Raw genomic sequence first — 24,663 nt, forward strand, 5'->3', positions numbered from 1 at the left:
GGTCGCTCCAGGAATGGTCGATTCACTCACACCCGGGGTCACTCACCCGGTGGCGGTGAGGGGGTAACTTGCTGATCGACCCAGATACATACACCGCTGAATCGCCCCCCCGACGCCGTAGGAGGTCCGGCCGACCTGATGACCGACGCCGACGAGCGGCTCTCGCCGACACCCGGTTACCGGGCCCTGTTCCGCCACCCGGTCGCCTCCCGGTTGGTCACCGCCCGGGGCATCTCCGAGCTGGGCGACTTCGTGGGGCTGGCCGCGCTGCTGCTGCTCGCGTACGACCAGACGCAGTCGGTCCTCGGGCCGGCCGCCGTGTACGCCGCCCGTGCCCTGCCCGCCCTGCTGGTCGCCACGGTGTTCAGCGGCTGGCTGGACGTGCCGGCCCGCCGTACCCTGCTGGTCTGGCTCTCGGTGGCCGGCGCGGTGCTGATCGCGGTCCCCCTCGCGGTGCCCCGGCCGGTGCCGGCGATCATCGCGGCGGGGCTGCTCGGCGCGGTCCGGGCCGCCTACTCCAGCGTCAACGTGGCGGTCGCCGCCGAGGCGGTGGACGCCCCGCTGCGACTGCCGCTGTTCGGCCTGTCCGCCTTCGCCAACCAGGCCGGCCAGGTCATCGGCCTGGTCGCCGGGGCGAGCATCACCGTGGCGCTCGGCCCCCGGGTGGCGCTCCTGATCGACCTGGTCTCGTTCCTGGTCGCGGCGCTGGTGCTGGCCGGGCTGCCAACCGGGCAGCAGCGGCGGCGCGGGCCACGCCCACCGGCCACCGCCGGCATCCGGACCATCACCGGGCACCCGGTGCTGCGCGGCGTCGCCCTGCTCACCCTCGCCACGGTGGTCTCCGGCGCGCTGCCCGAGACCCTCACCCCGGACCTCGCCGACGGGGCCTGGCGGCCCGTGGTGCTGGCCTCCTCGGCGCTGGGCGGCGCGATCTTCGTGCTGGTGCTGGGCCGGGGCACCTGGCTGGGCCGGTTGACCGGGCAGGTCACCGTGGCCGCCGCCCTGGCCGGGGCGCTGCTGCTGGCCGCCCTGCTGGTCGCCACGCACGCCCCGGTCTGGGCGCTGGCCTGCGCCAACGCGCTGATCGGCGCGGGCGGCGGTTGGCTGATCGGCGCGCAGGCCACCTTTGCCCGGCTGGCCCCGGTGGAACGGATGGGGCAGGTGGAGGCGACCATCGTGGCCGCCAACATCGTCGTCGCCGGCTGCGGGATCTTCCTGCTCGGCTCGGCCGCCGCACTGTTCGGGCCCGCCGTCGCCTACCTGCTGGCCGGGGTGCTGCTGCTGGTCGTGGTGCTGCTGACCCGCCCCGACCAGTTGCCGGCCGACGCCGGCCCGCAGCCGACCGGTTCCCCGCGCTGACGGCTCCGGCGGCCCGGCTCGCGGCGGAGGCACCGCGCCGGACCACTGACGCAGACGACCGCGCCCGCGTCCGGGACGGGGACGCAGGCGCGGGTCGGGTCTCGCTCGGGGTCAGCGCTGGAACTGCACCGGGCCGGAGTTGCGGGCCAACTGCTCCAGCCGGGCCACCCGCTCCTCCATCCGGGGGTGGGTGGAGAAGAGCGCGGCGATGCCGCCACCCCGCTTGAACGGGTTGTCGATCATCAGGTGGGCGGTGCTGGTCAGCTGGCCCTGCGCGGGCAGCGGCCGGGCCTGGGTCCCCACGTGGATCTTGCGGAGGGCGCTGGCCAGGGCCAACGGGTCCCGGGTGAGCTGCGCGCCCGAGGCGTCCGCCTGGAACTCCCGGCTCCGGCTGATCGCCAACTGGATCACGGTGGCCGCGATCGGGCCGAGGATGATGGTGAGCAGCAGCACCGCCGGGTTCGGGCCGTCCTCGTCGTTGCTCCCGCCCAGCGGGATGAAGAACGCCAGGTTCGCCAACATGGTGATGATGCCGGCCAGCCCGGCCGCCACGCTGGAGATCAGGATGTCCCGGTTGTAGACGTGGGACAACTCGTGACCGATCACCCCGCGCAGCTCGCGGTAGTCGAGGATCTCGGTGATCCCGTGGGTGACGCAGACCGCCGCGTTGGCCGGGTTACGACCGGTCGCGAACGCGTTGGGCTGCGCGGTGGGGCTGACGTACAGCCGGGGCATCGGCTGCCCGGCCTCGGTGGCCAGCTCACGGACCATCCGGTACAGCTCGGGGAACTGAGCCTCGCTGACCGGTTGCGCCTTCATCGAGCGCAATGCCAGCTTGTCGGACCAGAAGTAGGTCACACCGTTCATCAGCAACGAGACGACGACGGCGATGACGAGGCCGCCGCTCCCACCGAACCAGTAGCCGACCGCGAGGATCAGCGAGGTCAGCAGGCCCAGCAGCGCTGCGGTCTTCAGACGGTTGTGATGCACGATCGCTCCTTCGGTGCGCGGGTCGCGCGGGACCCGCTGACCGGTACAACGTCACCGGTACCCGTCAACCATCCAGCTCATGACTGGCAGTTGACTGACAGAAGCTGGGAACCCGCTGAACGGACCGGACACCGGTGACGACGAGGGACACCAGGTCAGCGGCCCACCGCGCCGCCGGGCAGCGACCGTAGCGGGTCACCTCGCCACCGGGCCGTGACCGTAGCGGGCCGCCGGGTCAGCGGGCCGCGAGGTCCAGCACCAGTTGGGGGGCGAAGCCGATCACCACGGCCAGCGCGGTCGCCCCGGCCAGCGCCACGGTGACCGGCCAGGCCGCCCGACCGGGCACCGCGCCGAGGGTCGGCGCGGTCGGCTCACCGGCGGGGGCCGGGTCGGTCGGCAACGGGGTCGGATCGGCATAAAGAGTGGCGGCGAGGCGCAGGTAGTAGGCCAAGCCGATGACCGCGTTCAGCGCCACCACCAGGGCCAGCCAGCCGGCACCGCCGTCCAGCACCGCCCGGACCACGGTCACCTTGGCGAACAACCCCGCCAGCCCGGGTGGCAGGCCGGCCAGCCCGACCAGGGCCAACGCGAACGCCGCCCCGGCCCAGGGCCGTCGCCGGGCCGCCCCGCGCAGGTCCGCCACCGTGCCACCGTCCGCACCCGCCGGACGCAACGCCACCAGCGCCGCGAACGCCGCCAACTCCACCACCACGAAGAAGACCGCGTACGCCACCGCGGCGGCGTACGCGCCGGCCCGGACCTCGTCGGCCCGGCCGGCGGTCAACGCCAGCACCCCCAGCGGAGCCAGGATGTAGCCCGCCTGGGCCACCGACGACCAGGCGAGCAACCGGACGGTACGCCGCTGGCGCAGCGCCACCAGGTTGCCCACGGTCATGGTGAGCACCGCCAGCAGGGCCAGCACCGGGCCGGTCACCTCGGCCGGCAGCGCCCGCTGCACCACCGCCAGCAGGGCCACCACCCCGCCCAGCTTCGATGCGGTGGACAGGTAGGCCGCCACCGGCAGCGGCGCCCCGTCATAGGTGGCCGGGGCCCAGGCGTGGAACGGCACCGCGGCGACCTTGAAGGCCAGCCCGAGCACCACCAGCGCCACCGCCGCCGGGATCAACGGCAGGTCGGGCGCCTCGGCCAGCAGCCCGCCGAGCCGGTCCAGGTGCAGGCCGCCGGTCGCCGCATAGAGCAGGGCCGCGCCGAGCAGGGTGACCGTGGTGGCCACCACGCTCACCACGAAGAAGGTGACCGCCGCCTCGGCGCTGGCCAGGCTGCCCCGGCGCAGGCCCACCAGCACGTACAACGGCAGGGTCAGGGTCTCCAGGGCGACGATCAGGGTGATCAGGTCGCCGGCCGCGCCCAGCACCACCCCACCGGTCATCGCGCAGGCCAGCAGGAAGCAGTACTCACCGACCGGCGTCGGGCCGCCCCGCAGCAGTGGAGCGGAGAGCCCGAGCACGCCCAGGGTGAGCAGGGCGAAGACCCCGGCGATCAGAGCCGCCCGGCCGTCGAACACCCACGAGCAGTCGGCACCCACACAGAACGTCCGCCGGGTGCCGGCCACGCCGACCACCACCGCGCCGACCCCGGTGGCGACGACGCCCGCGCAGGCCACGGCCACCGTCGCGCCCGCCCGGCCGACCAGCAGATCCGCCAGCAGCACGAGTACGGCGGTGCCGGCCGCCAGGTACGCCGGCAGCAACGCCACGTTGTCGACGCTCTGCACCAGACTCACCGGTACCCACCTCCGTTCGCGACTGCGGGACTCACCGAACCGACCTTCCGTTCGCGACTGCGGGGCTCCGCTGCGCTGCACTCCTCACGCTCACCGGACCCACCCTTCGTTCGCGACTGCGGGGCTCCGCTGCGCTGCACTCCTCGCGCTCACCGGGCCAGCCTTCCGTTCGCGACTGCGGGGCTCCGCTGCACTCCTCGCGCTCACCGGAGCACCGCCACCAGGGCGTCCACTGGGCCGGTGGCGTAGCCGAGCACCAGGGTCGGCACCAGGCCGACGGCGAGGGCGAGCAGGACCAGCGGGACCCAGGCGGTCAGCTCCACCCCGGCCAGGCCGGGGGTGAACCGGCCGACCACCGGGCTCGGCCGGCCGTGGGTGACCCGGCGTAGCAACCGCAGGAAGTACGCGGCGGTGAGCGCCCCGCCGACCGCCGCCAGCACCGCCAGCGTGGTCCACAGCGGCCCGCCCCGCTCGACGGCGGCGACCACGGCGAACGCCTCACCCCAGAAACCCGCCAACCCGGGCAGGCCAAGCGAGGCGACCGCCGCGAAGCCGAGCAGGCCGGCCAGTCGGGGCGCGGTCTCCCGCAGCCCGGACAACTCGGCCAGCGCCCCGGTGTGGGCCCGGTCCTTGACCGCCCCGGCGAGGAAGAACAGCAGCCCGGTGATCACCCCGTGCGCCACGTTGCCGATCAGCGCCGCCTGGATGCCGGTGGCGGTCAGCGTCGCCACCCCGAGCAGCACGAACCCCATGTGCCCGACGCTGGAGTAGGCGATCAGCCGCTTCAGGTCCTCCTGAGCCAGGCAGACCAGCGAGCCGACCAGGATCGCCGCGACGGCCAGCACCCCGAGGACCGGCGCGGCCCATCGGGCGCCCTCCGGGGCCACCCCGACCGCGACCCGGATCAGGCCGTACGTGCCCATCTTGAGCAGCACCCCGGCGAGGATGACGCTGCCGACGGTGGGGGCCTGGGTGTGCGCGTCGGGCAGCCAGGAGTGCAGTGGCCAGAGCGGGGCCTTCACCGCGAACGCCAGCCCGAGCAGGGTGAACGCGGCCAACTGGGTGCCCCGGGACAGTCCCGCCCCACCGGTCAGCGCCACGATGTCGGCGGTGCCGGCGGCGGCCACCACCACGAACACGCCGACCAGCAGCAGCACCGAGCCGAAGAGCGTGTAGAGGGCGAACTTGCGGGCCGCCGCCCGGGCCGCGTCGCGCGCCGGCAGGTCGACGCCGGTGCCGCCCCAGCCGGCGATGATCGCGTACATCGGCAGCAGGACGACCTCGAAGAAGACGAAGAAGAGCACCAGGTCGAGCGCGAGGAAGGTGCCGAGGATGCCCACCTCGACCACCAGCAGCAGCGCCACCAGGGCCCGGCCACTGCCCCGGCCCTCGGGCACCCGGCGCACGGTGTAGCCGCAGCAGAGCAGGGTGAGCAGTGCGGTGAGCACCACCAGCGGCCAGGAGATGCCGTCCACCCCGAGGTGGAAGCGCAGGTCGAGGCCGGGCACCCAGGGCAGGTCGACCTGGTGCCACGGCTGCACGGCGGGGGCCGGGCCGTAGCCGAACCAGCCGTGGTCGCCGAGCACCAGCAGCACCGCCCCGACCAGGGTCAGCCCGGCGACCGCCGTACCCAGCAGCCGGGCCGCCCGCTCCCCGGGCAGCACGGCGACCAGCGCCGCCCCCACCGCCGGCAGCGCCAGCACCGCGACCAGCAACACCTGCCCCAAGCTCACCGGATTGGCCTTTCGCTCGCGACTGCGGGGCTCCGCTGCGCTGCACTCCTCGCGCTCACCGGATTGGCCTTTCGCTCGCGACTGCGGGGCTCCGCCGCGCTGCACTCCTCGCGCTCATGAGACTCCGATCAGGGCGGCGGCCAGGCCGATCAGCAGGGCGCCGGCCAGCACCGCCGCCGTCGCCCGGGGCAGTGCCGCCCGGTGCAGCCCGGCCAGCCCGGCACCGAGCGTGGACGCGCCCCGGCCGATCGCCTCGACCAGGCCGTCCACCCCGACCTCGTCACCGGTTCGCGTCACCCGGGCGAGCGCCGTCGTGGGGCGTACCACGAGGGTGTGCTGGAGGTCGTCGAGGCGGAAGGCGCGGGCGAACACCGGGCGCAGCGGGCCCAGCGCGCGGGCCGGGTCGGCGGCCGGGTCCCGTCGCCAGCCGGCCCAGGCCAGGCCCGCCCCGGCCAGCAGCAGCACGAGCGGCAGCAGCACCGCCGGGGCCAGGTGGACCAGCTCGATGTCGGCGGCGGTGCCCCGCAGCCGGTCGGTGAACGGCGGCCAGAACGCCGCCAACCCGAGCAGCGCCGCCGGGACGGCCAGCAGCAGCACCGGCCAGCGCATCAGGGCCGGCGGATCGTGCGGGTGCAGCAACGGCAGTCGGGGCTCGCCGAAGAAGGCGCGCAGCAGCAGGCGGGTGGCGTACGCGGCGGTCAGCAGCACCCCGAGCAGCCCGGCCAGCCAGACCAGCCACCCCACCCAGGCCGGGGCGGGACCGGTGCCGTCGAGCGCGGCCGACTCCGCGGCGGCGAGCACCCCGTCCTTGCTCCAGAAGCCGGACAGCGGTGGCACCCCGGCCAGCGCGCCGAGGCCGATCAGGGTGCACCAGAAGGTGACCGGCATGCTGCGGCGCAACCCACCCATCCGGGACAGCAGGGTGGTGCCGACGGCGTGGATCACCGCACCGGCGGCGAGGAACAGCAGCGCCTTGAACGCGGCGTGGGTGAGCAGGTGGAACAGCGCGGCGGCCGGGGCGCCGACGGCGAGCGCGCCGGTCATATAGCCGAGCTGGGAGACCGTCGACCAGGCGAGCACCCGTTTCAGGTCGTCCTGGGCGGTGGCGGCGAGCGCGCCGAGCAGCAGGGTGATCGAGGCCAGCACCCCGAGCACCGTCAGCGCCACCGGGGCCCGGGTGAACAGCGGGTAGAGCCGGGTCACCGCGTACACCCCGGCGGCGACCATCGTCGCGGCGTGGATCAGCGCGGAGATCGGCGTCGGGCCGGCCATCGCGTCCGGCAGCCAGGTGTGCAGCGGGAACTGGGCGCTCTTGCCGGCCACCCCGGCGAGCAGCAGCAGGCAGGCGGCGGTCAGGGTGCCGGTGGCATGGTCGTGGGCGAGCACGTCGGCGATCCGGAAGCTGCCGGCCGAGACGCCGAGCAGCGCGATGCCGAGCAGGAAACCGACGTCACCCACCCGGGTGACCAGGAACGCCTTCATCGCGGCGGCCGGGGCTTCGGGCAGCCGACGGTCATGGGCGATCAGCAGATAGGAGCAGAGGCCCATCACCTCCCAGCCGACCAGCAGCAGGATCAGGTCCCCGCTGACCACCACCAGCAGCATCGCGGCGGTGAACAGGCTGATCTGCGCGGCGTAGGGCGGATAGCGGTGGTCCACCTCGACGTCCTCGTGCGGGCCGCGCCGCAGGTAGGCCACCGAGTAGACCTGCACCGCCAGCGCCACCGCCGACACCGCGACCGCGACCAGCGCGGCGACGCCGTCCAGCCGGACCCCGAGGGTGACCCGCAGCCCGCCGAAATCGATCCAACTGGTGCTGGTCTCGACCGGGTCGCCGACCCGGACCAGCAGCAGCACCGCGACCAGCAACGCGCCGGCAGCGCCGGCCACCCCCAGCCCGATCGCCGCCCGCCGGGCCGCGTCCCGCCCGCCGGTCGCGCCCTTCGACGCCGGCGGCAGCAGCAACCCGAGTAACCCGGCAACCAGGGGTACGGCCGGCAGCGCCGCCCCGAGCACCCCGGTCACCGGCCGACCTCCGTCCGACCGCCGGCCGACCCGGTGCCCGCGTCGCCGCCCGACCCGACTCCCACCCGGTCGTCGGCCGGCTCGGTCAGCGGCACGTCGTCCACGGTGACACTGGCCCGCAGCCGGTAGAGCTGGAGCACGATGGCCAGCCCGACGCCGATCTCGGCGGCGGCCAGCACGATCACGAAGAGCGCGAAGACCTGCCCGGAGTGCGGCAGCACCGCCCGCACGGTGGTGTCGGCGGTGACCAGGATCAGGTTGACCGCGTTGAGCATCAACTCCACCGCCATCAGCACCAGCACCGCGTTGCGCCGCCGCAGCACGCCGTAGACGCCGAGGCCGAACAGCAGCGCGGCGGTGACGTACGGGATGACCGGCCTCACCAGGCTACCTTCATTCGCGACTGCGGGGCTCGCAAACCCGGCTCACTCCTCGCGCTCACCGGACCACCTTCATTCGCGACTGCGGGGCTCGCAAACCCGGCTCACTCCTCGCGCTCACCGGACCACCTTCATTCGCGACTGCGGGGCTCGCAAACCCGGCTCACTCCTCGCGCTCACCGGACCACCTTCATTCGCGACTGCGGGGCTCGCAAACCCGGCTCACTCCTCGCGCTCACCGGACCACCTTCGTTCGCGACGACGACGCGGCGGTGTCGGGGCGGCGGCCGATGTCCGGGCGGGACAGGATGATCGCGCCGACCAGGGCGGCCAGCAGCAGCACCGACAGCACCTCGAACGGCAGCACCCAGGAGCGGAACACCTGCTCGCCGATGCCCTCGGCGGTGCCCGCCGCCGGCAGCTCCACGCTCGACCAGCGGAACGCGTCGACCAGCAGCGCGGCCAGGCCCAACCCGACGCCGCCGCCAATCAGCGCAGCCGGCCAGCCCGGCCGGTCCAGGTCGTCGGAGGCCCCGATCGGGGCGCGGGTCAGCATCACCGCGAACAGCAACAGCACCACCACCGCGCCCACGTAGATCAGCACCTGCACCCAGGCGACCAGCTCGGCGGTGAGCACCAGGTAGTCGCCGGCCAGCGCGCCCAGGCAGAGCACCAGATAGAGGCCGGCCCGGACCAGGTGCTTCGTGGCGACCACCAGCACACCAGACCCGACCGCCACCGCGCCCAGGGCGAGCAGCAGCACGTCCGCACCGGTCACCGCGAGGCACCTCCGTCGCCGGCAGAACCGGGCTCGGGGGCGGGGCCGGGCTCCGGGCTCTGAGCGGGCGCGGGGCCCGGCTCGGGGGCGCCGGGGGCGGTGCGGGGGGCGGCGGGGGCGGGTTCGGGGCGTACCACGGTGGGGCGGGCGGCGGAGCTGGTCGGGGCGGCGGCCTTGCGCGCGGCGGTGGCCTCCTCCTTCGCCGGCTCACCGTGCGGGTCGTGCGCGGGCGGCGGCGGCACGGTGGCCATCCACTGGCCGAGGTGGTCCTTGTCGTGCAGCAGGTCCTTGATGTCGTACTCGGCGTACTCGAACTCCGGCGACCAGTAGAGGGCGTCGAACGGGCAGACCTCGATGCAGATGCCGCAGTACATGCAGAGCGAGAAGTCGATGTCGAACTTGTCGAGGACGTTGCGCTGGCGGGGGCGGGCCGCGCCCGCCACCGCCACCTCCTCCTTGTGCGAGTCGATGTAGATGCACCAGTCGGGGCACTCCCGGGCGCAGAGCATGCAGACCGTGCAGTTCTCGGTCAACAGCGCGATCACACCCCGGGAGCGGGGTGGCAGCTCGGGGGCGACGTCCGGGTACTGCTGGGTGGTCGACCGGCGGGTCATCGTCTTCAACGTGACCGCCAGCCCCTTCACCAGCCCCTCGCCAGGAATCCCGCTGCGCTCGCTCACGACATCGCCTCGCTGCGCTCGCTCATGGGGTCATCCTGCCCTGTGGCCACGGCGCGCGCGACCACCACCCGGCGTTTGCCGGCGTTACCCTGACAGCCGGGGAGAACGACGCACCGGGAAGGACCGACCGATGACTGCCGCGTTGCAGAACGACTATCCGCCCGAGGGCGGCTGGACGACCGACGATCTGGACGCGCTGCCCGAGGACGGCCACCGCCGCGAACTTCTCGATGGAGTGCTGATCGTGTCCCCCTCCCCCACTCGCATCCACCAGACCATCGCGATGCGACTTGGCGTCGCGCTCGAAGAGGAGTGCCCCGACGACTACGACGTGACCCAGGCCGTGGAGGTGCGGATCAACCGGACCCGCTCCTTCATCCCCGACGTGCTGGTGACCACGTCCACCGCCGCCGCCCGCGAACCGTCCCGCTACGAGGCGCACGAGGTGGTGCTGGCCGTCGAGATCGTCTCCCCCAGCACCCGCTCCATCGACCGGGTGCTCAAACCGACCCTCTACGCACAGGCCGGCATCCCGTTCTACTGGCGGATCGAGGTGGAGGACGACGGTCTGGTCGTGCACACCTACCGGATCGACGCGGTGAACGAGGTCTACCTGGAGACCGGGCGGTGGACGAAGTTCGTCGACACCGGCGAGCCGTTCCCGGTGAACCTGTCGATCGCCCGGATCACGCCCCGGCGTCGGTGAGCGGCGGCAGCATCTCCACACCCAACTGTTGCAGCAGTTGGAACAGCTCGTTGACGCTCCACACGTCGACGATCCGCCCGGCGGTGTCGAAGCGCAGGAACGTCGCCCCGGAATAGCTGACCACCTGCCCCGTCGGCGGCACCGGGCCGAACTGTCCCGCCTGGGTGCCGGCGGCCCGCCAGCGCAGCGCCACCCGGTCCCCGGTCGCCACCACGTCCACCAGCTTGTAGCGCAGGTCGGGGAAGGCGGCCCGACGGTCCCGGTGCCAGGCCAACAGCGCGGCCGGGCCGGTGCCGCCCAGCCCCGGGCACTCCTCGGCCACCAGCTCGTACACCGACTCCTCGTGGCCGGCGTTCCACACGTCGGCCACGAACCGCCGGGCCACCGCCGCAACGTCGATCATCCGGGCAGCGTAACCAGCCCACCCGCCGGGCCGACGACGCTCCCACCGCCCACTCCACCCGACAGACCGGCCGACCCCGGCGCGCCTCGGCATCCGGGCACCGACACCCGGAGGCGGGGGCGGGTGCCGGTACCAGCACTCCGGGTAGTGCCCAGGGGCCGGGACCAGCGCGCCGGAGGCCGACGGCGCGGAGATCAGTCAGGATGGGGCTCAGACACGAACGACGCAGACTCAGGGGGCGACGTGGGCAACGAGGCAGGCACGACGACCGGCGGCAAGTACGTCGAGCCGGGGGGTGAGTTCACCCGGGACCAGCGCTACATCGCCACCCGGATCACCGCCGACGGGCGGGACGGTTACCCGGTCGAGCCGGGCCGCTACCGGCTGGTGGTCAGCCGGGCCTGCCCGTGGGCCAACCGCATGATCATCGTACGGCGGCTGCTCGGGCTGGAGGAGGCGCTGCCGATGGCGGTGGCCGGGCCGACCCACGACGCCCGGAGCTGGACGTTCGACCTGGACCCGGACGGACGGGACCCGGTGCTCGGCATCGAACGGCTGGCCGACGCGTTCTTCGCCCGGTTCCCCGGCTACGAGCGGGGCATCACCGTGCCGGCGATCGTCGACGTGCCGACCGGGCAGGTGGTCACCAACGACTACGCGCAGATGACCCTGGACCTGTCCACCGAGTGGACGGCGTACCACCGTGAGGGCGCTGCGCAGCTCTACCCGGAAGCGCTGCGCGCCGAGATCGACGAGGTCAACGCGGTGGTCTTCGCCGACGTCAACAACGGGGTCTACCGGTGCGGCTTCGCCGGCTCGCAGGAGGCGTACGAGAAGGCGTACCGGCGGTTGTTCGACCGGCTGGACTGGCTCAGCGACCGGTTGGCCAACCAGCGTTACCTGGTCGGGGACACCATCACCGAGGCCGACGTGCGGCTGTTCACCACGCTGGTCCGCTTCGACCCGGTCTATCACGGCCACTTCAAGTGCAACCGGCAGAAGCTGAGCGAGATGCCGGTGCTGTGGGCGTACGCGCGGGACCTGTTCGCCACCCCCGGGTTCGGCGACACCATCGACTTCGACCACATCAAGCGGCACTACTACGAGGTGCACCGGGACATCAACCCGACCGGGGTGGTGCCACTCGGCCCGGACCTGGTCAACTGGCTCAGCCCGCACGGGCGGGAGGCGCTGGGTGGTCGACCGTTCGGCGACGGCACTCCCCCGCCGCCCCCGCCGCCCGGCGAGCAGGTGCCGCCGGAGCACACCCCGATCGGCTGACCCACCGTCCCGACCACGCGCCCCCGCCCGGCCCGCCGGGTGGGGGCGCGCTGCTGTCACCCCACCTGCACGCGAAGCCACGGCGGCCCGGCAGGTCACCGCGCCACCGCCGTTCCGGCCGGTCGCCGGACCACCGAATCCGGCCACTGAGAGCTGTCGCACATTCACCTTCGGTGCTCAAGAGTTAACACGGTGGTCAATATGACCTGTTCAACTAGGGGGCGTCCGTCGATGCGATTCCCGCCGGCGGGCCGCCTGTCCACTACGGACTCCCCTCTTGAGGAGGATCGAGCCTTGCGCAAGCTGGGTAGCAGGACCGCACGTCTGGGCGTACTCGCCGGTGTTCTCGTCGGCGCGCTCGCCACCACCACCAACGCCGCCGTCGCGGCACCGGGCACCCCCGGCCCGGGACGGGCCGCGCCCGCGCCGCTGCTGGCCGGCAGCGCGGAGGCCGCGCCGGACCGGTACATCGTCGTGCTCTCCGACAAGCCGACCGGCACCGACCGCACCGACCGCCTCGCCCGGACCGGCCAGTCGGCCGCCGCCGCCGAGCGGGCCGGTGGCACGGTGCTGACCCGCTACACCCAGGTTCTCGAAGGGTACGCCGCCGTGCTGCCGCCGGCCGCCCTCGCCGCCGTCCGCAACGACCCGGCCGTGCAGTACGTGGAGCGGGACACCCGCATCCAGGGTGGCCTGACCAGCACCACCCCGGACCGGACCGGCCCGATGACGGCCCGGGCCGACCGCAGCCAGGCCGGCGGCGTCTCCATCCAGGCCGTGCAGAGCAACCCGCCGTCGTGGGGGCTGGACCGCATCGACCAGCGCAACCTGCCGCTGAGCAACAGCTTCGGCTACACCTCGACCGGTTCCGGGGTGACCGCCTACATCGTCGACTCCGGCATCCGGGCCACCCACGTCGACTTCGGCACCCGGGCCGCAGGGGTCTACGACGCGGTCGGCGACGGCAACGGCACCAACGACTGCCACGGCCACGGCACGCACGTCGCCGGCACCATCGGCGGGACCACCTACGGGGTCGCCAAGTCGGTGACCCTCCGGGCGGTCCGGGTGCTCCAGTGCGACAACTCCGGGTGGAGCACCGACCTGATCGAGGGCGTCGACTGGCTGGCCACCCACCACGCGACCACCTCGGTGGCGAACTTCAGCCTCCAGGGCTACGGCACCTCCGCCAACACCTCGATCGAGAACCTGATCGACCACGGGGTGTACCCGGTGTTCATCGCCAACAACTTCAACACCGACGCCTGCACCAACGGCCCCCGCTCCACCCGGGGAATCACCGTCGCGGCGACCGACATCAGCGACAACCGGGCCTCGTTCTCCAGCTACGGGACCTGCGTCGACATCTTCGCCCCGGGGGTGGACATCACCTCCGCCGGCATCGCCTCGAACACCGCCGTGGCCAGCGGCTGGTCCGGCACCTCGATGGCGGCCCCGCACGTCACCGGGTGGCTGGCCCGCTACCGGCAGACCAACCCGTCGGCGACCCTGGCCACCGCCAAGAGCGCGTTGATCACCGCCGCCAGCACCGGCAAGGTGATCAACCCGGGGGTCGGCTCCCCGAACCGCCTGCTCTACGCCGCACCGTGAGCGCGCCGGAGGGGCCCCGGGAGTGTTCCGGGGCCCCTCCGGGCCGCGTCGGTGTGGTGCGGCCTCGGGTGGACGGGCCACCCGGGGGCATCCCGTGGGCCGACCCGAACGCCCCGCTCAGTTCAGCGAGAGGCGTACGGCGGCGGTGAGGACCAACTGGGCCAGCGCCGCCGGCACCAGGACCAGCCAGCACAGCCGCTGGAGCTGGTCCTCCCGCAGCCGGGGGAACGACACCCGCAGCCAGATGATCACGAACGAGACGGCGAACACCTTCAGCAGGGTCCACAGCCAACCGAGCTGGGCGTCGGCGAACGGGCCCTGCCACCCACCGAGGAAGAGCACGGTGGTCAGCGCGGCGATCACCACGATCCCGACGTACTCGGCGAGCAGGAAGAACGCGAACCGCAGCCCGGTGTACTCGGTCATGTAGCCGAAGACCAGCTCGGAGTCGGCGACCGGCATGTCGAACGGGGGCCGCCGGATCTCGGCCAGCCCGGCCACGAAGAAGACGATCATCGCGGGCGCCTGCCAGAACAGCCACCACGGCTGCCACGCCTCGACGATCCCGCCGAGACTCAACGTCCCCGCCGCCATCGCCACCGAGGCGGCGGCCAACACCAGCGGCAGCTCGTAACCGAGCAGCTGGGCCGCCCCGCGCAGCCCGCCGAGCAGGCTGTACTTGTTGGCCGACGCCCACGCCGACATCAGCACCGCCACCACACCGACCCCGACCACCGCCAGGACGAAGAACAGGCCGATGTCCAGCGGCTGCCCGACCAGGTCGTTCGGGCCGAGCGGGATCACCAGCAGCACCAGCAGGTAGGGCACCAGGGCCACCACCGGGGCCAGCCGGAACACCGCCCGGTCCGCCTCACGCGGGGTGATGTCCTCCTTCTGGACGAACTTGATCCCGTCGGCGACGAGCTGCGCCCAGCCGTGGAAGCCCCCGGCGTACATCGGACCGAGCCGGCCCTGCATGTGCGCCATCACCTTGTGCTCGGCCTGGCCGACGATCAGCGGCAGGGTGAGGAACGCGACCAGCACCCCGCCGATCCGGATCACCAGCTCCAACCAGGTCGGCATCAGGCCGTACCCCCCTCGTCGCCGCCCTGGTCACCGCGCGCCGGCCGGGCCGGACGCTCCCGGGGCGCGCGGGCCGGGGTGCCGCCGCGCGGCCCGTTGCCCACGGTCACCGGGCCGGCCGGGGCCGGCACCAGACCCCACTCCCCCGGGGCGGGCACCCCGGGCGGGCGGACCACGCGGCGACCGCCGCCGGCCTCGGACTCGCCCGGTTCCTTCGCCCCCGGCCACGGTTTCGCCACCCGGGAGGCGAGCACGAACTCCTTGCGCAACGGATGCCCCTCGAACTCGGGCGGAAGCAGCAGCGGGGTCAACCCCCGGTGGCCGGCGAAGTCGATGCCGAACATCTCGTGGGTCTCCCGCTCGTGCCAGGCCGCCCCCGGGAAGACGTCGACCACCGACGTCACCGTCGGCGTCGCCCTCGGCACCCGGGTCCGCAGCAGCACCCCGTGCCGGTGCCGGGTCGACCACAGGTGGACCACGATGTCGAAGCCGCCGGCCAACTCGTCCACGGCGGAGAGCCAGTCGAAGAAGTCGCAGGCCAGCTCGGCGTCGTCGCGTACCGCGCGGAGGGTGTCCGCCCAGGCCGCCGGGGGTACGTCGACGGTGGCCCGGGCGTGGGCCTGCCCGCCGGACACCGACGCGGTCGCCTCGACCGGCGTGAGCAGCGCGACCACCCGCCGACCGACCTCTTCCGGAGTCATGCGGTTGATCCTATGGCCGTCGCCCCGGCCCCGGGTCCGCCCGCCCGGTCGTACGCGCCCGGCGGACACCTGGATGAGGTGAACGGACGGCCGTCCGCCGCGTCGCGGAGTGGTCCCGGACGGGGCGGCTGCCGCGTCGCCGGGGGTCCCGGGCGGGCATCTGTCGCTTTGCCGGGCGGGGCGGGACTGGGCGGGGAAAGATGGGGCCGTGCGCGCTGTGACGGTGACTCCCGGGGTCCGCGACTCGCTGCGACTGGTGCAGGACTGGCCCGAGCCGGCGGCCGAGGAGGGCGCCATCCTGGTCGAGGCGCTCGCCGTCGGCATCTGCGGCACCGACCAGGAGATCACCGCCGGGGACTACGGCGAGGCCCCGCCCGGTCAGCGGGAGCTGGTGCTCGGTCACGAGTCGCTCGGCCGGGTCCTGGAGGACCCGTCGGGCACCCTGCAGGCCGGTGACCTGGTGGCCGGCGTCGTCCGGCATCCTGACCCGGTGCCCTGCCCCAACTGTGCGGTCGACGAGTGGGACATGTGCCGCAACGGTCGGTACACCGAGCACGGGATCAAGGGGCTGCCCGGCTTCGCCCGGGACCGGTGGCGGGTGCAACCCAAGTTCGCCGTCGGGCTCGACCCGGTCCTCGCCCCGGTCGGCATGCTGCTGGAACCGGCCAGCGTGGTGGCGAAGGCATGGGACCACATCGCGCGGATCGGCACCCGCGCCGAGTGGAAGCCGCAGACCGTCCTGATCACCGGCGCCGGGCCGATCGGGCTGCTGGCGGCCCTGCTGGCCGTCCAGCGGGGGTTGTCGGTGCACGTGCTGGACCGCAGCACCACCGGGCCGAAGCCGGACCTGGTCCGGGCGCTCGGCGCGACGTACCACACGGTGCCGGTGAACGAGCTGGACTTCGAGCCGGACGTGGTGGTCGAGTGCACCGGTGCGCCGACGGTGGTGCTGGACGCCATGTGCAAGGTCGGCCCGGCCGGGATCGTCTGCCTGACCGGGGTGTCCAGCGGGGGCCGGACCATCGACTTCGACGCCGGGGCGCTCAACCGGGCGCTGGTGCTGGAGAACAACGTGGTGTTCGGCTCGGTCAACGCCAACCGGCGGCACTGGGAACTGGCCGCCCAGGCGCTCGCCCAGGCCGACCAGTCCTGGCTGAACGCGATGATCACCCGCCGGGTGCCGGTGTCGGCGTACGCCCAGGCGTACGCCCACGCCGACGAGGACATCAAGGTGGTGCTGGAGTTCGGCCAGTGAACCCCGCCCGCCGCGGCCGACCGGCGCACCCGGCGGACCGGGCTGCTCAGATGCCGGGGAGCCGGCCGTTGCGGAACAGGTCGACGAAGAGTTGGTGATCGGTGCGGGCCCGGACCCCGTACGCGTGGGCGAACTCGACCAGGTGTCCGACGAAGCCGTCGGTGTCGTCGCCGATCGCCGCGACGATCGCCTCCTCGGTGGAGTAGTCGACCAGGTCGTGGCTGGACTCGTCGTCGGCGACCGAGTGCATCCGGGCCACCGCCCGGCCCAGGTCGGCGAGCACCCCGGCCAGTTCCTCGGGCTCGTTGACGTCCGACCAGTCCAGGTCGGCGGCGTACGGGGAGACCTCGGCGACGAGCTGACCGACCCCGTCCAGCTCGGTGAAGCCCAACCACGGGTCGGCGTGCGCCTGCAACGCCCGTTGCGACTCGGCCGTCCGGTGGCCCTGGTGCCGGAAGTAGCCCCGGACCCGCTCGTCGTCGATGTGCCGGGCCACCGCCGGCACCTGCGCCTGCTTCATGTAGATGACCACGTCGTTCTCCAGGGCCTCGGTGTGCCCCTCCAGCAACAGGTTGTACGACGGCAGCCCGGCCGAACCGATGCCCACGCCCTTGCGCAGCACCACGTCCTTGATCTGGGTGGCGACCGGACGCAGCCGGGCCGTCGCCTCGGGCAACGTCTTCAGGTACGCGGTGAACGCGGCGCAGACCCGCTCCCGGGTCTCCCCGTCGATCTCGTAGACCCCGTCGCCGAGGGAGAACCGCCGCTCGTAGTTGTCGACGGTGGTCTGCGCGGCCAGCAGGTCGACCCGGGTGTTGAGGCGGGCCTCCTGGAGCACCCTGCGCAGCACCCCGTCGGCGTTGTCCAGCGTGATCGACCCGATCGCGTCGTCCCCACCGGCGGCGATGGCCCGCAACTCGGTCAGGTACGACCGGGCGAACCCGGTGACCAGGTCGCCGATCGCCTGGTCGGACAGGGCTTTGGCGTAGCCGAGCAACGCCACGCTGGCCGCGAGCCGCTTGAGGTCCCAGGAGAACGGCCCGACGTACGCCTCGTCGAAGTCGTTGACGTTGAACACCAGGTGCCCGGAGCCGTTCATGTAGGTGCCGAAGTTCTCGGCGTGCAGGTCGCCGTGGATCCACACCCGGCTGGTCCGCTCGTCGAGGAACGCGTCGTCGGCGAAGTCGCCGCGCTGGTCTGCGTAGAACAGCGAGGCGCTGCCCCGGTAGAAGGAGAACGGCGACGCCGCCATCTTGCGGAACTTGCGACGGAACGCCGCCGGATCGAGCGCCATCGACGCGCCGAACTCATCGGTCAACACGTCGACGATGAAGGCGGACCGCTTGTCCGCAGAGTCGTTCATGCCCGCACGCTAACCCCCACCCACCACCCCACCAGTTGCCCCCCGCCGACCCACCCTCCCCCGCCCACTCCACCCCCGCCCACTGCTCCGCCGCTCCGCCGCTCCACCGCTCCGCCCCCGCCGGCCGGCCCGCCCCCGCCGGCCGGCCCTCGTTGATCAAGAGCTTTACGTCAAAATCCCGCGAAGAACTGACCCAAACTTCTTGATCACCGAGCCGAGCGGCAGCCGCACCGCTCGGCCTGCCTGCTCCGGCGGGGTTGCGGGTGGCGATCAAGAGGTTTGGGCCAGGTTTTGGTGTGGAGATGACGTAAAGCTCTTGATCAACGGGGGCAGCGCGGGGCGCGGGAGCACGGGGCAGCGCGGGAGCACGGGGCAGCGCGGGAGCACGGGGCAGCAGCGCGGGAATACGGGAGCAGCGCGGGGAGCGGGTGGGGCGGGGGGTCAGGGGGTGGGGGGGCGGTGGATCGGGGGGGCGGTCAGGGACTCGACCGGGCGTGGGGGGTTGCCGTCGGAGGGGGTGACGTCCGCCAGGGGGGCGAGGGGGTCGGTGCGGTCGACGCCGCCGATGCCGGACTGCTCGGCGGCGATCTTCTCCTGGAGGCGGAGGATGCCGTGCAGCAGCGCCTCCGGCCGGGGCGGGCAGCCGGGCACGTAGACGTCGACCGGGATGAGCTGGTCGACGCCCTTGGTCACCGAGTACGAGTCCCAGTACGGGCCACCGCAGTTGGAGCAGGCCCCGAAGGAGATGACGTACTTCGGCTCGGGCATCTGGTCGTACAGCCGCTTGATCGCCGGGGCCATCTTGTCGGTCACCGTGCCGGAGACCACCATCAGGTCGGCCTGCCGGGGCCCGTGGGCGAACGGGATGACGCCGAGCCGGATGAAGTCGTGCCGGCCCATGCTGGTGGCGATGAACTCGATCGCGCAGCAGGCCAGGCCGAAGTTGAACACCCAGAGCGAGTAACGCCGCCCCCAGTTGAGGACGAACCGGATCGGCTCGCCGAGCACTGCCGGCAACTGCACGACCGCCTCCTCGTCCGGCCGGGCGACAACCGTTACGTCGCCGTGGCCGCTGCGCTGTCTCCCAATGGACAGTCAACCACAGCTGGCGGACGCAACCCGGTGCGCAGGCAGAGGGCAGGAGACGGTGGCGGTGGTCCAGTGCGTCTTCGGCACCCACGGCTGGCAGCAGGTGGTGGCCTTCGACCGGGACTCCACCGGCCGGGTCGTCACCGTCGGGCGGGTGGTCCTCAGCGCCCGGGAGCGGCCCCAGTGGCTGATCGGAGTGCAGGTACGCGGCGACGGGGTGGTCCGGGTGCAGGTCGGGGACATCTACCCGGGCGGTGGTTGGGCCGGTGAGTGGTCGCAACGGCAGTGGCGCGGTTACCGCTGGGACGGCGGGTCCTTCCGCCAGGTCTCCGGACCGACCACCTTCCCGGTCAACCCGCACGAGGTGAATCTCGTGGTCACCGCCACCGACCTGGTGCTCGGCGTCGCGCCGGACGGCTCCCGTGCCGGCGGCACGACGGTGCGGGTCCGCAACGTGGGCTCCGCCCCGGCCCGCTCCGTGGCGCTCCGGTTCGACCTGCCGGCGGCGCTGCGCCCGGACGGCGACGGCTGGAAGGCCTGCCGGACCGCCCCGGGGACGGCCGGCGGGCCGGTGCGCTGCGATCTGGGCGGCCTGGCACCGGGGGCGGAGTTCCGGCTGTCCCTGGGGCTGCGGGTGGCGCCCGACGACCCGCTCGGGGCGGGCACGGCCGAGCTGACCGCGCAGGCGTTGGACGCCGAGAACCAGGTCGTCGCGGAGGTGGTCGAGTACGACAACGTCACCCCGCTGCCCTACCGGTGACCAGCTGGCCGGGCACGACGACCGTGCCCGGCCGGCTGGTCGGGGCCGGCCGGCTGGTCGGGGCAGGGCCCGCGCGTGGGCAGGGCCAGGGGTGGGCAGGGCCGAGGGTGGGCAGGTCCCCAAGCGGGCAGGGCAGGGCCGGGGGTGGATCAGACGGGTTCGGGGCGTTCCGGGGGCTGCCGAGACAGCCCCCGGGACGGTCACCAGGTGGGGCGTTGCAGCAGGCCGACGAACTCCACCAGCAGGCGTTCCCGCAGCGCGGCGGGGGCGGCGTCGAGCAGGGTGTTCACCATCGCCATCCGGTCCGGCGGCCCCGCACCCAGCCCCAACCCGGCGGCGAGTCCGCCGATCAGTTCCGGGGTGAGCGCCGCCGGGGTCAGCGACCCGGCCAGGGCGAGCAGTTCGGCCGGCAACTCGACCGGCCCGGCCCGGCGGGCGGCGGCCACCGCGGCGGCCAGGTCCGGGCCGAACTCGGCCACCCGGGGCGCCACCGAGGCGGTCACCGTGAGGTGCACGCTGGCGGGCAGGTCGGCGTACCGGAGCTGGGGTTGGGTGTGCCAGCCCCGGGCGGTCAGCTCGTCGACCAGGACGAACAGGTCGAGCGCCGGGTCGGTGCTGGTGAAGCAGACCACTGTCGACTCCGGCTCGGCCATCAGCCGCAGCCCGTCGACCCCACGGACGGCGGCGGCCAGGCAGCCGACCGCGTCCCGGGTGGCGGCGGCGAGCCGCAGGTAGCCGTCGTCGCCGAGGTGCCGCAGGGTGGCGTACGCCGCGGCGATCGGCCCACCCGAGCGGGTGGAGGCGAGCACCGGGTTGACCATGGTATAGCCGGGCCAGTCGGCGTACGCGAAGAACTGCGGGGCACGCAGCGTCGCATCCCGGTGCAGCAGCACCGACACCCCCTTCGGGGCGTACGCGTACTTGTGCAGGTCGACGGAGATCGAGGTGACCCCGTCGACGGTGAAGTCGAACGGCGGCACCGGCACGCCCAGGCGGCGCAGGTAGGGCAGGGTCCAGCCGCCGAAGCAGGCGTCCACGTGGCAGCGCACCCCGGCCGCCGCCGCGACCTCGGCGATCCCGGCCACCGGGTCGATCACCCCATGCGCGTACGACGGGGCGGAGCAGGCCACCAGCACCGTCTCCGGGCGGATCGCGGCGGCCACGTCGGCCACCGACGGGCGCAGGGTGGCCGGGTCGACTCCGACCGTGTCGAGGGTGACCCGGAGCAGGTGGGCGGCCTTGGCGAAGGCGGCGTGCCCGCTGGCCGGCACCACGATCCGGGGTGCGGTCAGCTCCGGGTGGGCGTCCCGGGCCGCCTTGACGGCCAGGATCAGCGACTCGGTGCCGCCGCTGGTGACGCTGCCCACCACGTCCGGCGCGGCGCTGCCCGGCCCACCGCCGAGCAGCCCGCCGGTCGCCCCGACCAGCCAGTTCTCCATGGCCAGCAGGGACGGGAAGGCGGTCGGGTCGAGCCCGTTGACGTGGGCGCTCGTGGCGTGGGCCGCACCGGCCAGCGCGTCCAGCCCGGCGACCCCGGGGTCGTACACGTAGGCGAACAGCCGGCCGCCGTGCACCGGGCGGTCCTGCGCCCGGAGCTGCCTGATCTCGTCCAGCACCCGCTCCGCAGGCACCCCGTTCTCGTCGATCATGGAAGCGTGGTGCCCTTTCCGGTGGCGTGGGTAACCTCGGCGCCCGCCCGGCCGTCGGGCGCGGCGGGACCGGCAGGCGGCAGGTAGCGGTGCGGGCGCAGCAGCAGCGTGGCCGGGGCGATCAGCAGGGCCGGGATGAGGGTGAAGCCGAGCAGCACGCCCAGCCGGGCGGTGGAGGTCTGCGCGGCGGCGGTGCCGGTGGCCGAGGAGACGTAGCCGGACAGGGCCAGGACCAGGCCGTAGATCCCCGGGCCGAGGGCCAGTCCGAAGGTCTCCCCGGCGGTCCACAGGCCGGTGAACACCCCCGCCTGACGTCGGCCGGTGCGCGCGGTCGAGGCGGCCACGCAGTCGGGCAGCAGTGCCAGCGCGAAGACCTGCTGCCCGGCGTACCCGACGCCGAGGAGCGCGACCACCGCGTAGACGGCGGCGGCGGGCAGCACCGGCGCGGCCACCAGGGCCGCCGCCCCGGCGGCCAGCAGCAGCGAGGCGGCGACCAGCGCGGTCTTCTTGCCCAGTCGCGCGCCGAGCCGGGTCCACAGCGGCATCACCAGCAGCGCCGGCCCGACGAAGCAGGCGAACAGCACGGTGGGGCCGGTGGTCGGGTCCCGCAGGATCTGGGCCGCGAAATAGCTGACCCCGGCCAGCACGGTCGCCACCCCGGCGGACTGGACGACGAAGCAGAGCAGCAGCGCCCGGAACGGCCGGTCGGCGGCGACCACCGCGAGCTGGGCGCGCAGCGTCGGTTCGGTGGCGGTCACCGTGCCGGTCGCCGCCGACCGGGTGCCGAGGAACGCGCCGAGCGCGCCGAGCGCGATCAACACGGCGACGAACACCCCCATCCAACGGTGCCCGGCCACCCCCTCGCCGCCCGCGGTCACCACCATCGGGGCCACCGCGCCGGAGATCAGGATGGCCAGCGCCAGCACCGCGACCCGCCAGCCCATCAGCCGGGTACGCTCCGCCGCGTCGTCGGTCAGCTCGGCCGGCATCGCCACGTACGGGACCTGGAAGAAGGCGAACGCGGTGGCGGTGGCGAGGAACGCGACGGCCACGTACGCCCCGGCGGCCGGCCCGACGCCGAAGGGGGCGGCGAAGATGGCGGCGAAGAGCACCGCCAGGGCGAGCCCGGCACCGAGCAGCCACGGCCGGCGCGGCCCCCACCGGGAGCGGGTCCGGTCGGAGATCCGCCCGGCGACCGGGTTGACCAGCACGTCCCACGCCTTCGGCAGCAGCACCAGCAGGGCGGCCAGCCCGGCGGCCACCCCGAGCGTGTCGGTCAGGTAGGGCAGCAGCAGCAGGCCGGGCACCGTGCCGAACGCCCCGGTGGCCAACGAGCCGAGCGCATAACCCGCGTGCACCCGACGCGGCAACGGGTCGGGGCCGGGACGGCCGGCAGGCCGGGCCGGGCCGCCGTCCGAGGTGGGCACCCGGGCGGCCGGCACGGAACCGCCGACGCCCGTCCGGGACACCCCGGCGGGCGGCGCGGGCGGGGAGCCGGGCTCGGCCGGTGGCGCGTCCATGCGGCCGAATGTTACTCACGTTCCCGCCTGGTCACCGCCCCTCATCCGGCCACCATTTGGCGGCATCCAGATCCACCCCGGCGCCCCGCAGCGGGCAGCCCTCGGCGCGCAGCAGCGCCCGCGCCCGCACCTCGTGCCCGGGTGGCAACCGGCCCGCCGCGTTCACCACCCGGTGCCAGGGCACCCCGCCGCCGTGCCGGGCCATGATCGAGCCGACCAGCCGGGCCGAGGCCCGCCCGGACCGCTCGGCCAGCGCGTCGGCGATCGCCCCGTAGGACATCACCCGACCCGGCGGAATCCGCTCGACCAGCGCGAGCACCGCCTCCACATACTCCTCAGGCGTCACGACCGGCCAGGATATGGGAACGCGGCGGGGTCCGCCGGGACCGACCACGCAGAATGGGCGGGTGCGTGAAGCAGTCACCCAGGCCCGACGGATCGTCGTCAAGATCGGTTCGTCTTCGCTGACCACCGCCACCGGTGGCCTGGACGAGACCCGGGTGGACACCCTGGTGGACGCCCTCGCCGCGCTCGCCGCCGCCGGCCGCGAGGTGGTGCTGGTCTCCTCCGGGGCGATCGCCGCCGGGCTCGCCCCGCTCGGGCTCCCCCGCCGCCCGCGTGACCTGGCCACCCAGCAGGCCGCCGCCAGCGTCGGCCAGGGCCTGCTGATCGGCCGGTACGCGGCCGGCTTCGCCCGGCACCGGCTCACCGTCGGGCAGGTCCTGCTCACCGTCGACGACGTGACCCGGCGGGCGCACTACCGCAACGCGTACCGGACCCTGCGCAAGCTGCTCGACCTGCGGGCGGTGCCGATCGTCAACGAGAACGACACGGTCGCCACCGAGGAGATCCGGTTCGGCGACAACGACCGGCTGGCCGCCCTGGTCGCCGCCCTGGTCGACGCCGACCTGCTGCTTTTACTCTCCGACGTCGACGCGCTCTGGACCGGCAACCCGACCCGACCCGGCAGCACCCGGATCACCGAGGTACGCGGCGAGGCCGACCTGGCCGGCGTCGACATCGGCGGGGCCGGGCGGGCCGGGGTCGGCACCGGCGGCATGGTCACCAAGGTGGAGGCCGCCCGGATCGCCACCGGCTTCGGCATCCCGGTGGTGCTGACCGCCGCTCCGCTGGCCGGCGAAGCCCTGACCGGCGGCCCGGTCGGCACGTTCTTCCACCCGGCCCGACGACGCCCGGCGGCCCGGCTGTTCTGGCTGGCGCACGCCACCGCGCCCCGGGGGCGGCTGCACCTCGACCCGGGCGCGGTGCAGGCCGTGGTGGGTCGGCGCAAGTCGCTGCTGCCGGCCGGGATCACCGCCGTGGACGGCACCTTCACCGCCGGGGACCCGGTGGACCTGGTCGACGTCGACGGCACGTCGGTCGCCCGGGGGCTGGTCAACTACGACGCGGTGGAGCTGCCCGGCCTGCTCGGCCGGTCCACCGGGGAACTCGCCGCGGCGCTCGGCCCGGCGTACGAACGCGAGGTCGTGCACCGCGACGACCTGGTGCTGCTGTGACACAGGTGGCCCTGCGCGGGGGCACCTCCGGACACC

Annotated in this window: 22 protein-coding genes; 7 read left to right on the forward strand and 15 right to left on the reverse strand. The window is 73.8% G+C overall.

Features of this window, described 5'->3' with window-relative positions:
- Positions 1 to 138 precede the first annotated feature (138 nt).
- Positions 139 to 1,359 (forward strand): MFS transporter, encoded by a 1,221-nt coding sequence (locus GA0070216_RS09100; protein ID WP_091242118.1) that lies wholly within the window; start codon positions 139 to 141, stop codon positions 1,357 to 1,359.
- Positions 1,360 to 1,470: 111 nt separating this feature from the next.
- On the opposite strand, the gene htpX is transcribed toward GA0070216_RS09100, so the two are convergent.
- The 7 genes from htpX to GA0070216_RS09135 form a co-directional block, all read right to left on the reverse strand.
- Positions 1,471 to 2,349, reverse strand: a complete 879-nt coding sequence (gene htpX, locus GA0070216_RS09105; RefSeq protein ID WP_091242122.1) for a zinc metalloprotease HtpX — start codon at positions 2,347 to 2,349, stop codon at positions 1,471 to 1,473.
- Positions 2,350 to 2,584: 235 nt separating this feature from the next.
- A complete protein-coding gene (locus GA0070216_RS09110) occupies positions 2,585 to 4,093 on the reverse strand; it encodes an NADH-quinone oxidoreductase subunit N (protein WP_091242126.1) in 1,509 nt (502 codons plus the stop codon).
- Between the two features lie 203 nt (positions 4,094 to 4,296).
- Entirely contained in the window at positions 4,297 to 5,826 is a 1,530-nt protein-coding gene (locus GA0070216_RS09115; RefSeq protein ID WP_091242130.1) for a complex I subunit 4 family protein, read from the reverse strand.
- A 114-nt stretch (positions 5,827 to 5,940) separates the two neighbouring features.
- Positions 5,941 to 7,851 (reverse strand): NADH-quinone oxidoreductase subunit 5 family protein, encoded by a 1,911-nt coding sequence (locus GA0070216_RS09120; RefSeq protein ID WP_091242133.1) that lies wholly within the window; start codon positions 7,849 to 7,851, stop codon positions 5,941 to 5,943.
- A complete protein-coding gene (nuoK, locus tag GA0070216_RS09125) occupies positions 7,848 to 8,234 on the reverse strand; it encodes an NADH-quinone oxidoreductase subunit NuoK (RefSeq protein WP_245722376.1) in 387 nt (128 codons plus the stop codon). Before nuoK ends, GA0070216_RS09120 begins: the two co-directional genes overlap by 4 nt.
- A 232-nt stretch (positions 8,235 to 8,466) precedes the next feature.
- On the reverse strand, positions 8,467 to 9,009 hold the full coding sequence (locus GA0070216_RS09130; RefSeq protein WP_091242136.1) for an NADH-quinone oxidoreductase subunit J family protein: 543 nt from the start codon (positions 9,007 to 9,009) through the stop codon (positions 8,467 to 8,469).
- A complete protein-coding gene (locus GA0070216_RS09135; protein WP_091242139.1) occupies positions 9,006 to 9,689 on the reverse strand; it encodes a NuoI/complex I 23 kDa subunit family protein in 684 nt (227 codons plus the stop codon). Before GA0070216_RS09135 ends, GA0070216_RS09130 begins: the two co-directional genes overlap by 4 nt.
- A gap of 130 nt (positions 9,690 to 9,819) precedes the next feature.
- On the opposite strand from GA0070216_RS09135, the gene GA0070216_RS09140 reads away from it, so the two are divergent.
- Positions 9,820 to 10,395 (forward strand): Uma2 family endonuclease, encoded by a 576-nt coding sequence (locus tag GA0070216_RS09140; protein ID WP_091242142.1) that lies wholly within the window; start codon positions 9,820 to 9,822, stop codon positions 10,393 to 10,395.
- Here GA0070216_RS09140 and GA0070216_RS09145 read toward each other — a convergent pair.
- Positions 10,376 to 10,798 carry an ester cyclase gene (locus tag GA0070216_RS09145; protein WP_091242145.1) on the reverse strand — a complete coding sequence of 141 codons (423 nt, stop codon included), beginning with the start codon at positions 10,796 to 10,798 and terminating at the stop codon, positions 10,376 to 10,378. The two genes, GA0070216_RS09140 and GA0070216_RS09145, sit on opposite strands and share 20 nt — an antisense overlap.
- Before the next feature lie 243 nt (positions 10,799 to 11,041).
- Between GA0070216_RS09145 and GA0070216_RS09150 the strand changes: the two genes are divergently transcribed.
- Both GA0070216_RS09150 and GA0070216_RS09155 read left to right on the forward strand, forming a co-directional pair.
- Positions 11,042 to 12,079 carry a glutathione S-transferase family protein gene (locus tag GA0070216_RS09150; RefSeq protein WP_091242149.1) on the forward strand — a complete coding sequence of 346 codons (1,038 nt, stop codon included), beginning with the start codon at positions 11,042 to 11,044 and terminating at the stop codon, positions 12,077 to 12,079.
- A gap of 294 nt (positions 12,080 to 12,373) precedes the next feature.
- Complete coding sequence (locus GA0070216_RS09155) at positions 12,374 to 13,690, forward strand: S8 family peptidase (protein WP_091242152.1); 1,317 nt, start codon at positions 12,374 to 12,376, stop codon at positions 13,688 to 13,690.
- Between the two features lie 117 nt (positions 13,691 to 13,807).
- Here the strand turns inward: GA0070216_RS09155 and nuoH are convergent, their stop codons facing one another.
- Both nuoH and GA0070216_RS09165 read right to left on the reverse strand, forming a co-directional pair.
- Positions 13,808 to 14,773, reverse strand: a complete 966-nt coding sequence (gene nuoH / locus GA0070216_RS09160) for an NADH-quinone oxidoreductase subunit NuoH (protein WP_091242156.1) — start codon at positions 14,771 to 14,773, stop codon at positions 13,808 to 13,810.
- Positions 14,773 to 15,474, reverse strand: coding sequence for an NADH-quinone oxidoreductase subunit C (locus GA0070216_RS09165; RefSeq protein WP_091242158.1), 702 nt, complete (start codon positions 15,472 to 15,474; stop codon positions 14,773 to 14,775). Before GA0070216_RS09165 ends, nuoH begins: the two co-directional genes overlap by 1 nt.
- Positions 15,475 to 15,682: 208 nt before the next feature.
- On the opposite strand from GA0070216_RS09165, the gene GA0070216_RS09170 reads away from it, so the two are divergent.
- Positions 15,683 to 16,729, forward strand: coding sequence for a glucose 1-dehydrogenase (locus tag GA0070216_RS09170; RefSeq protein ID WP_091242162.1), 1,047 nt, complete (start codon positions 15,683 to 15,685; stop codon positions 16,727 to 16,729).
- A gap of 46 nt (positions 16,730 to 16,775) precedes the next feature.
- On the opposite strand, the gene GA0070216_RS09175 is transcribed toward GA0070216_RS09170, so the two are convergent.
- Both GA0070216_RS09175 and GA0070216_RS09180 read right to left on the reverse strand, forming a co-directional pair.
- Positions 16,776 to 18,092: a DUF2252 domain-containing protein gene (locus tag GA0070216_RS09175; protein WP_091242166.1), complete on the reverse strand. Its 1,317-nt coding sequence runs from the start codon at positions 18,090 to 18,092 to the stop codon at positions 16,776 to 16,778.
- 441 nt (positions 18,093 to 18,533) lie between these two features.
- A complete protein-coding gene (locus tag GA0070216_RS09180; protein WP_091242168.1) occupies positions 18,534 to 19,115 on the reverse strand; it encodes an NADH-quinone oxidoreductase subunit B in 582 nt (193 codons plus the stop codon).
- 124 nt (positions 19,116 to 19,239) lie between these two features.
- Between GA0070216_RS09180 and GA0070216_RS09185 the strand changes: the two genes are divergently transcribed.
- Positions 19,240 to 19,941, forward strand: a complete 702-nt coding sequence (locus GA0070216_RS09185; RefSeq protein ID WP_091242171.1) for a COG1361 family protein — start codon at positions 19,240 to 19,242, stop codon at positions 19,939 to 19,941.
- Positions 19,942 to 20,141: 200 nt separating this feature from the next.
- Here the strand turns inward: GA0070216_RS09185 and GA0070216_RS09190 are convergent, their stop codons facing one another.
- Genes GA0070216_RS09190 through GA0070216_RS09200 form a run of 3 tightly spaced genes read right to left on the reverse strand, consistent with a single transcriptional unit; the run spans position 20,142 to position 23,456 of the window.
- Entirely contained in the window at positions 20,142 to 21,590 is a 1,449-nt protein-coding gene (locus tag GA0070216_RS09190; RefSeq protein WP_091242176.1) for a pyridoxal phosphate-dependent decarboxylase family protein, read from the reverse strand.
- Complete coding sequence (locus GA0070216_RS09195) at positions 21,587 to 23,110, reverse strand: MFS transporter (RefSeq protein WP_091242179.1); 1,524 nt, start codon at positions 23,108 to 23,110, stop codon at positions 21,587 to 21,589. The genes GA0070216_RS09190 and GA0070216_RS09195 overlap by 4 nt, the downstream gene beginning before the upstream one ends.
- A 31-nt stretch (positions 23,111 to 23,141) precedes the next feature.
- A complete protein-coding gene (locus GA0070216_RS09200) occupies positions 23,142 to 23,456 on the reverse strand; it encodes an MGMT family protein (RefSeq protein WP_088644748.1) in 315 nt (104 codons plus the stop codon).
- Between the two features lie 13 nt (positions 23,457 to 23,469).
- On the opposite strand from GA0070216_RS09200, the gene proB reads away from it, so the two are divergent.
- Positions 23,470 to 24,627, forward strand: a complete 1,158-nt coding sequence (proB, locus tag GA0070216_RS09205; protein ID WP_091242182.1) for a glutamate 5-kinase — start codon at positions 23,470 to 23,472, stop codon at positions 24,625 to 24,627.
- Positions 24,628 to 24,663 lie beyond the last annotated feature (36 nt).

Origin of the sequence: Micromonospora matsumotoense (assembly GCF_900091525.1) — a bacterium.
Taxonomy (GTDB): domain Bacteria; phylum Actinomycetota; class Actinomycetes; order Mycobacteriales; family Micromonosporaceae; genus Micromonospora; species Micromonospora matsumotoensis.

Bases quoted from the DNA above. Each gene is read 5' to 3' on its own strand.
- GA0070216_RS09100 (WP_091242118.1), top strand. From the start codon at position 139: ATGACCGACGCCGACGAGCGGCTCTCGCCGACACCCGGTTACCGGGCC.
- GA0070216_RS09140 (WP_091242142.1), top strand. From the start codon at position 9,820: ATGACTGCCGCGTTGCAGAACGACTATCCGCCCGAGGGCGGCTGGACG.
- GA0070216_RS09145 (WP_091242145.1), bottom strand. From the start codon at position 10,798: ATGATCGACGTTGCGGCGGTGGCCCGGCGGTTCGTGGCCGACGTGTGG.
- nuoH (WP_091242156.1), bottom strand. From the start codon at position 14,773: ATGCCGACCTGGTTGGAGCTGGTGATCCGGATCGGCGGGGTGCTGGTC.
- GA0070216_RS09165 (WP_091242158.1), bottom strand. From the start codon at position 15,474: ATGACTCCGGAAGAGGTCGGTCGGCGGGTGGTCGCGCTGCTCACGCCG.
- GA0070216_RS09175 (WP_091242166.1), bottom strand. From the start codon at position 18,092: ATGAACGACTCTGCGGACAAGCGGTCCGCCTTCATCGTCGACGTGTTG.
- GA0070216_RS09190 (WP_091242176.1), bottom strand. From the start codon at position 21,590: ATGATCGACGAGAACGGGGTGCCTGCGGAGCGGGTGCTGGACGAGATC.
- GA0070216_RS09195 (WP_091242179.1), bottom strand. From the start codon at position 23,110: ATGGACGCGCCACCGGCCGAGCCCGGCTCCCCGCCCGCGCCGCCCGCC.
- proB (WP_091242182.1), top strand. From the start codon at position 23,470: ATGGGAACGCGGCGGGGTCCGCCGGGACCGACCACGCAGAATGGGCGG.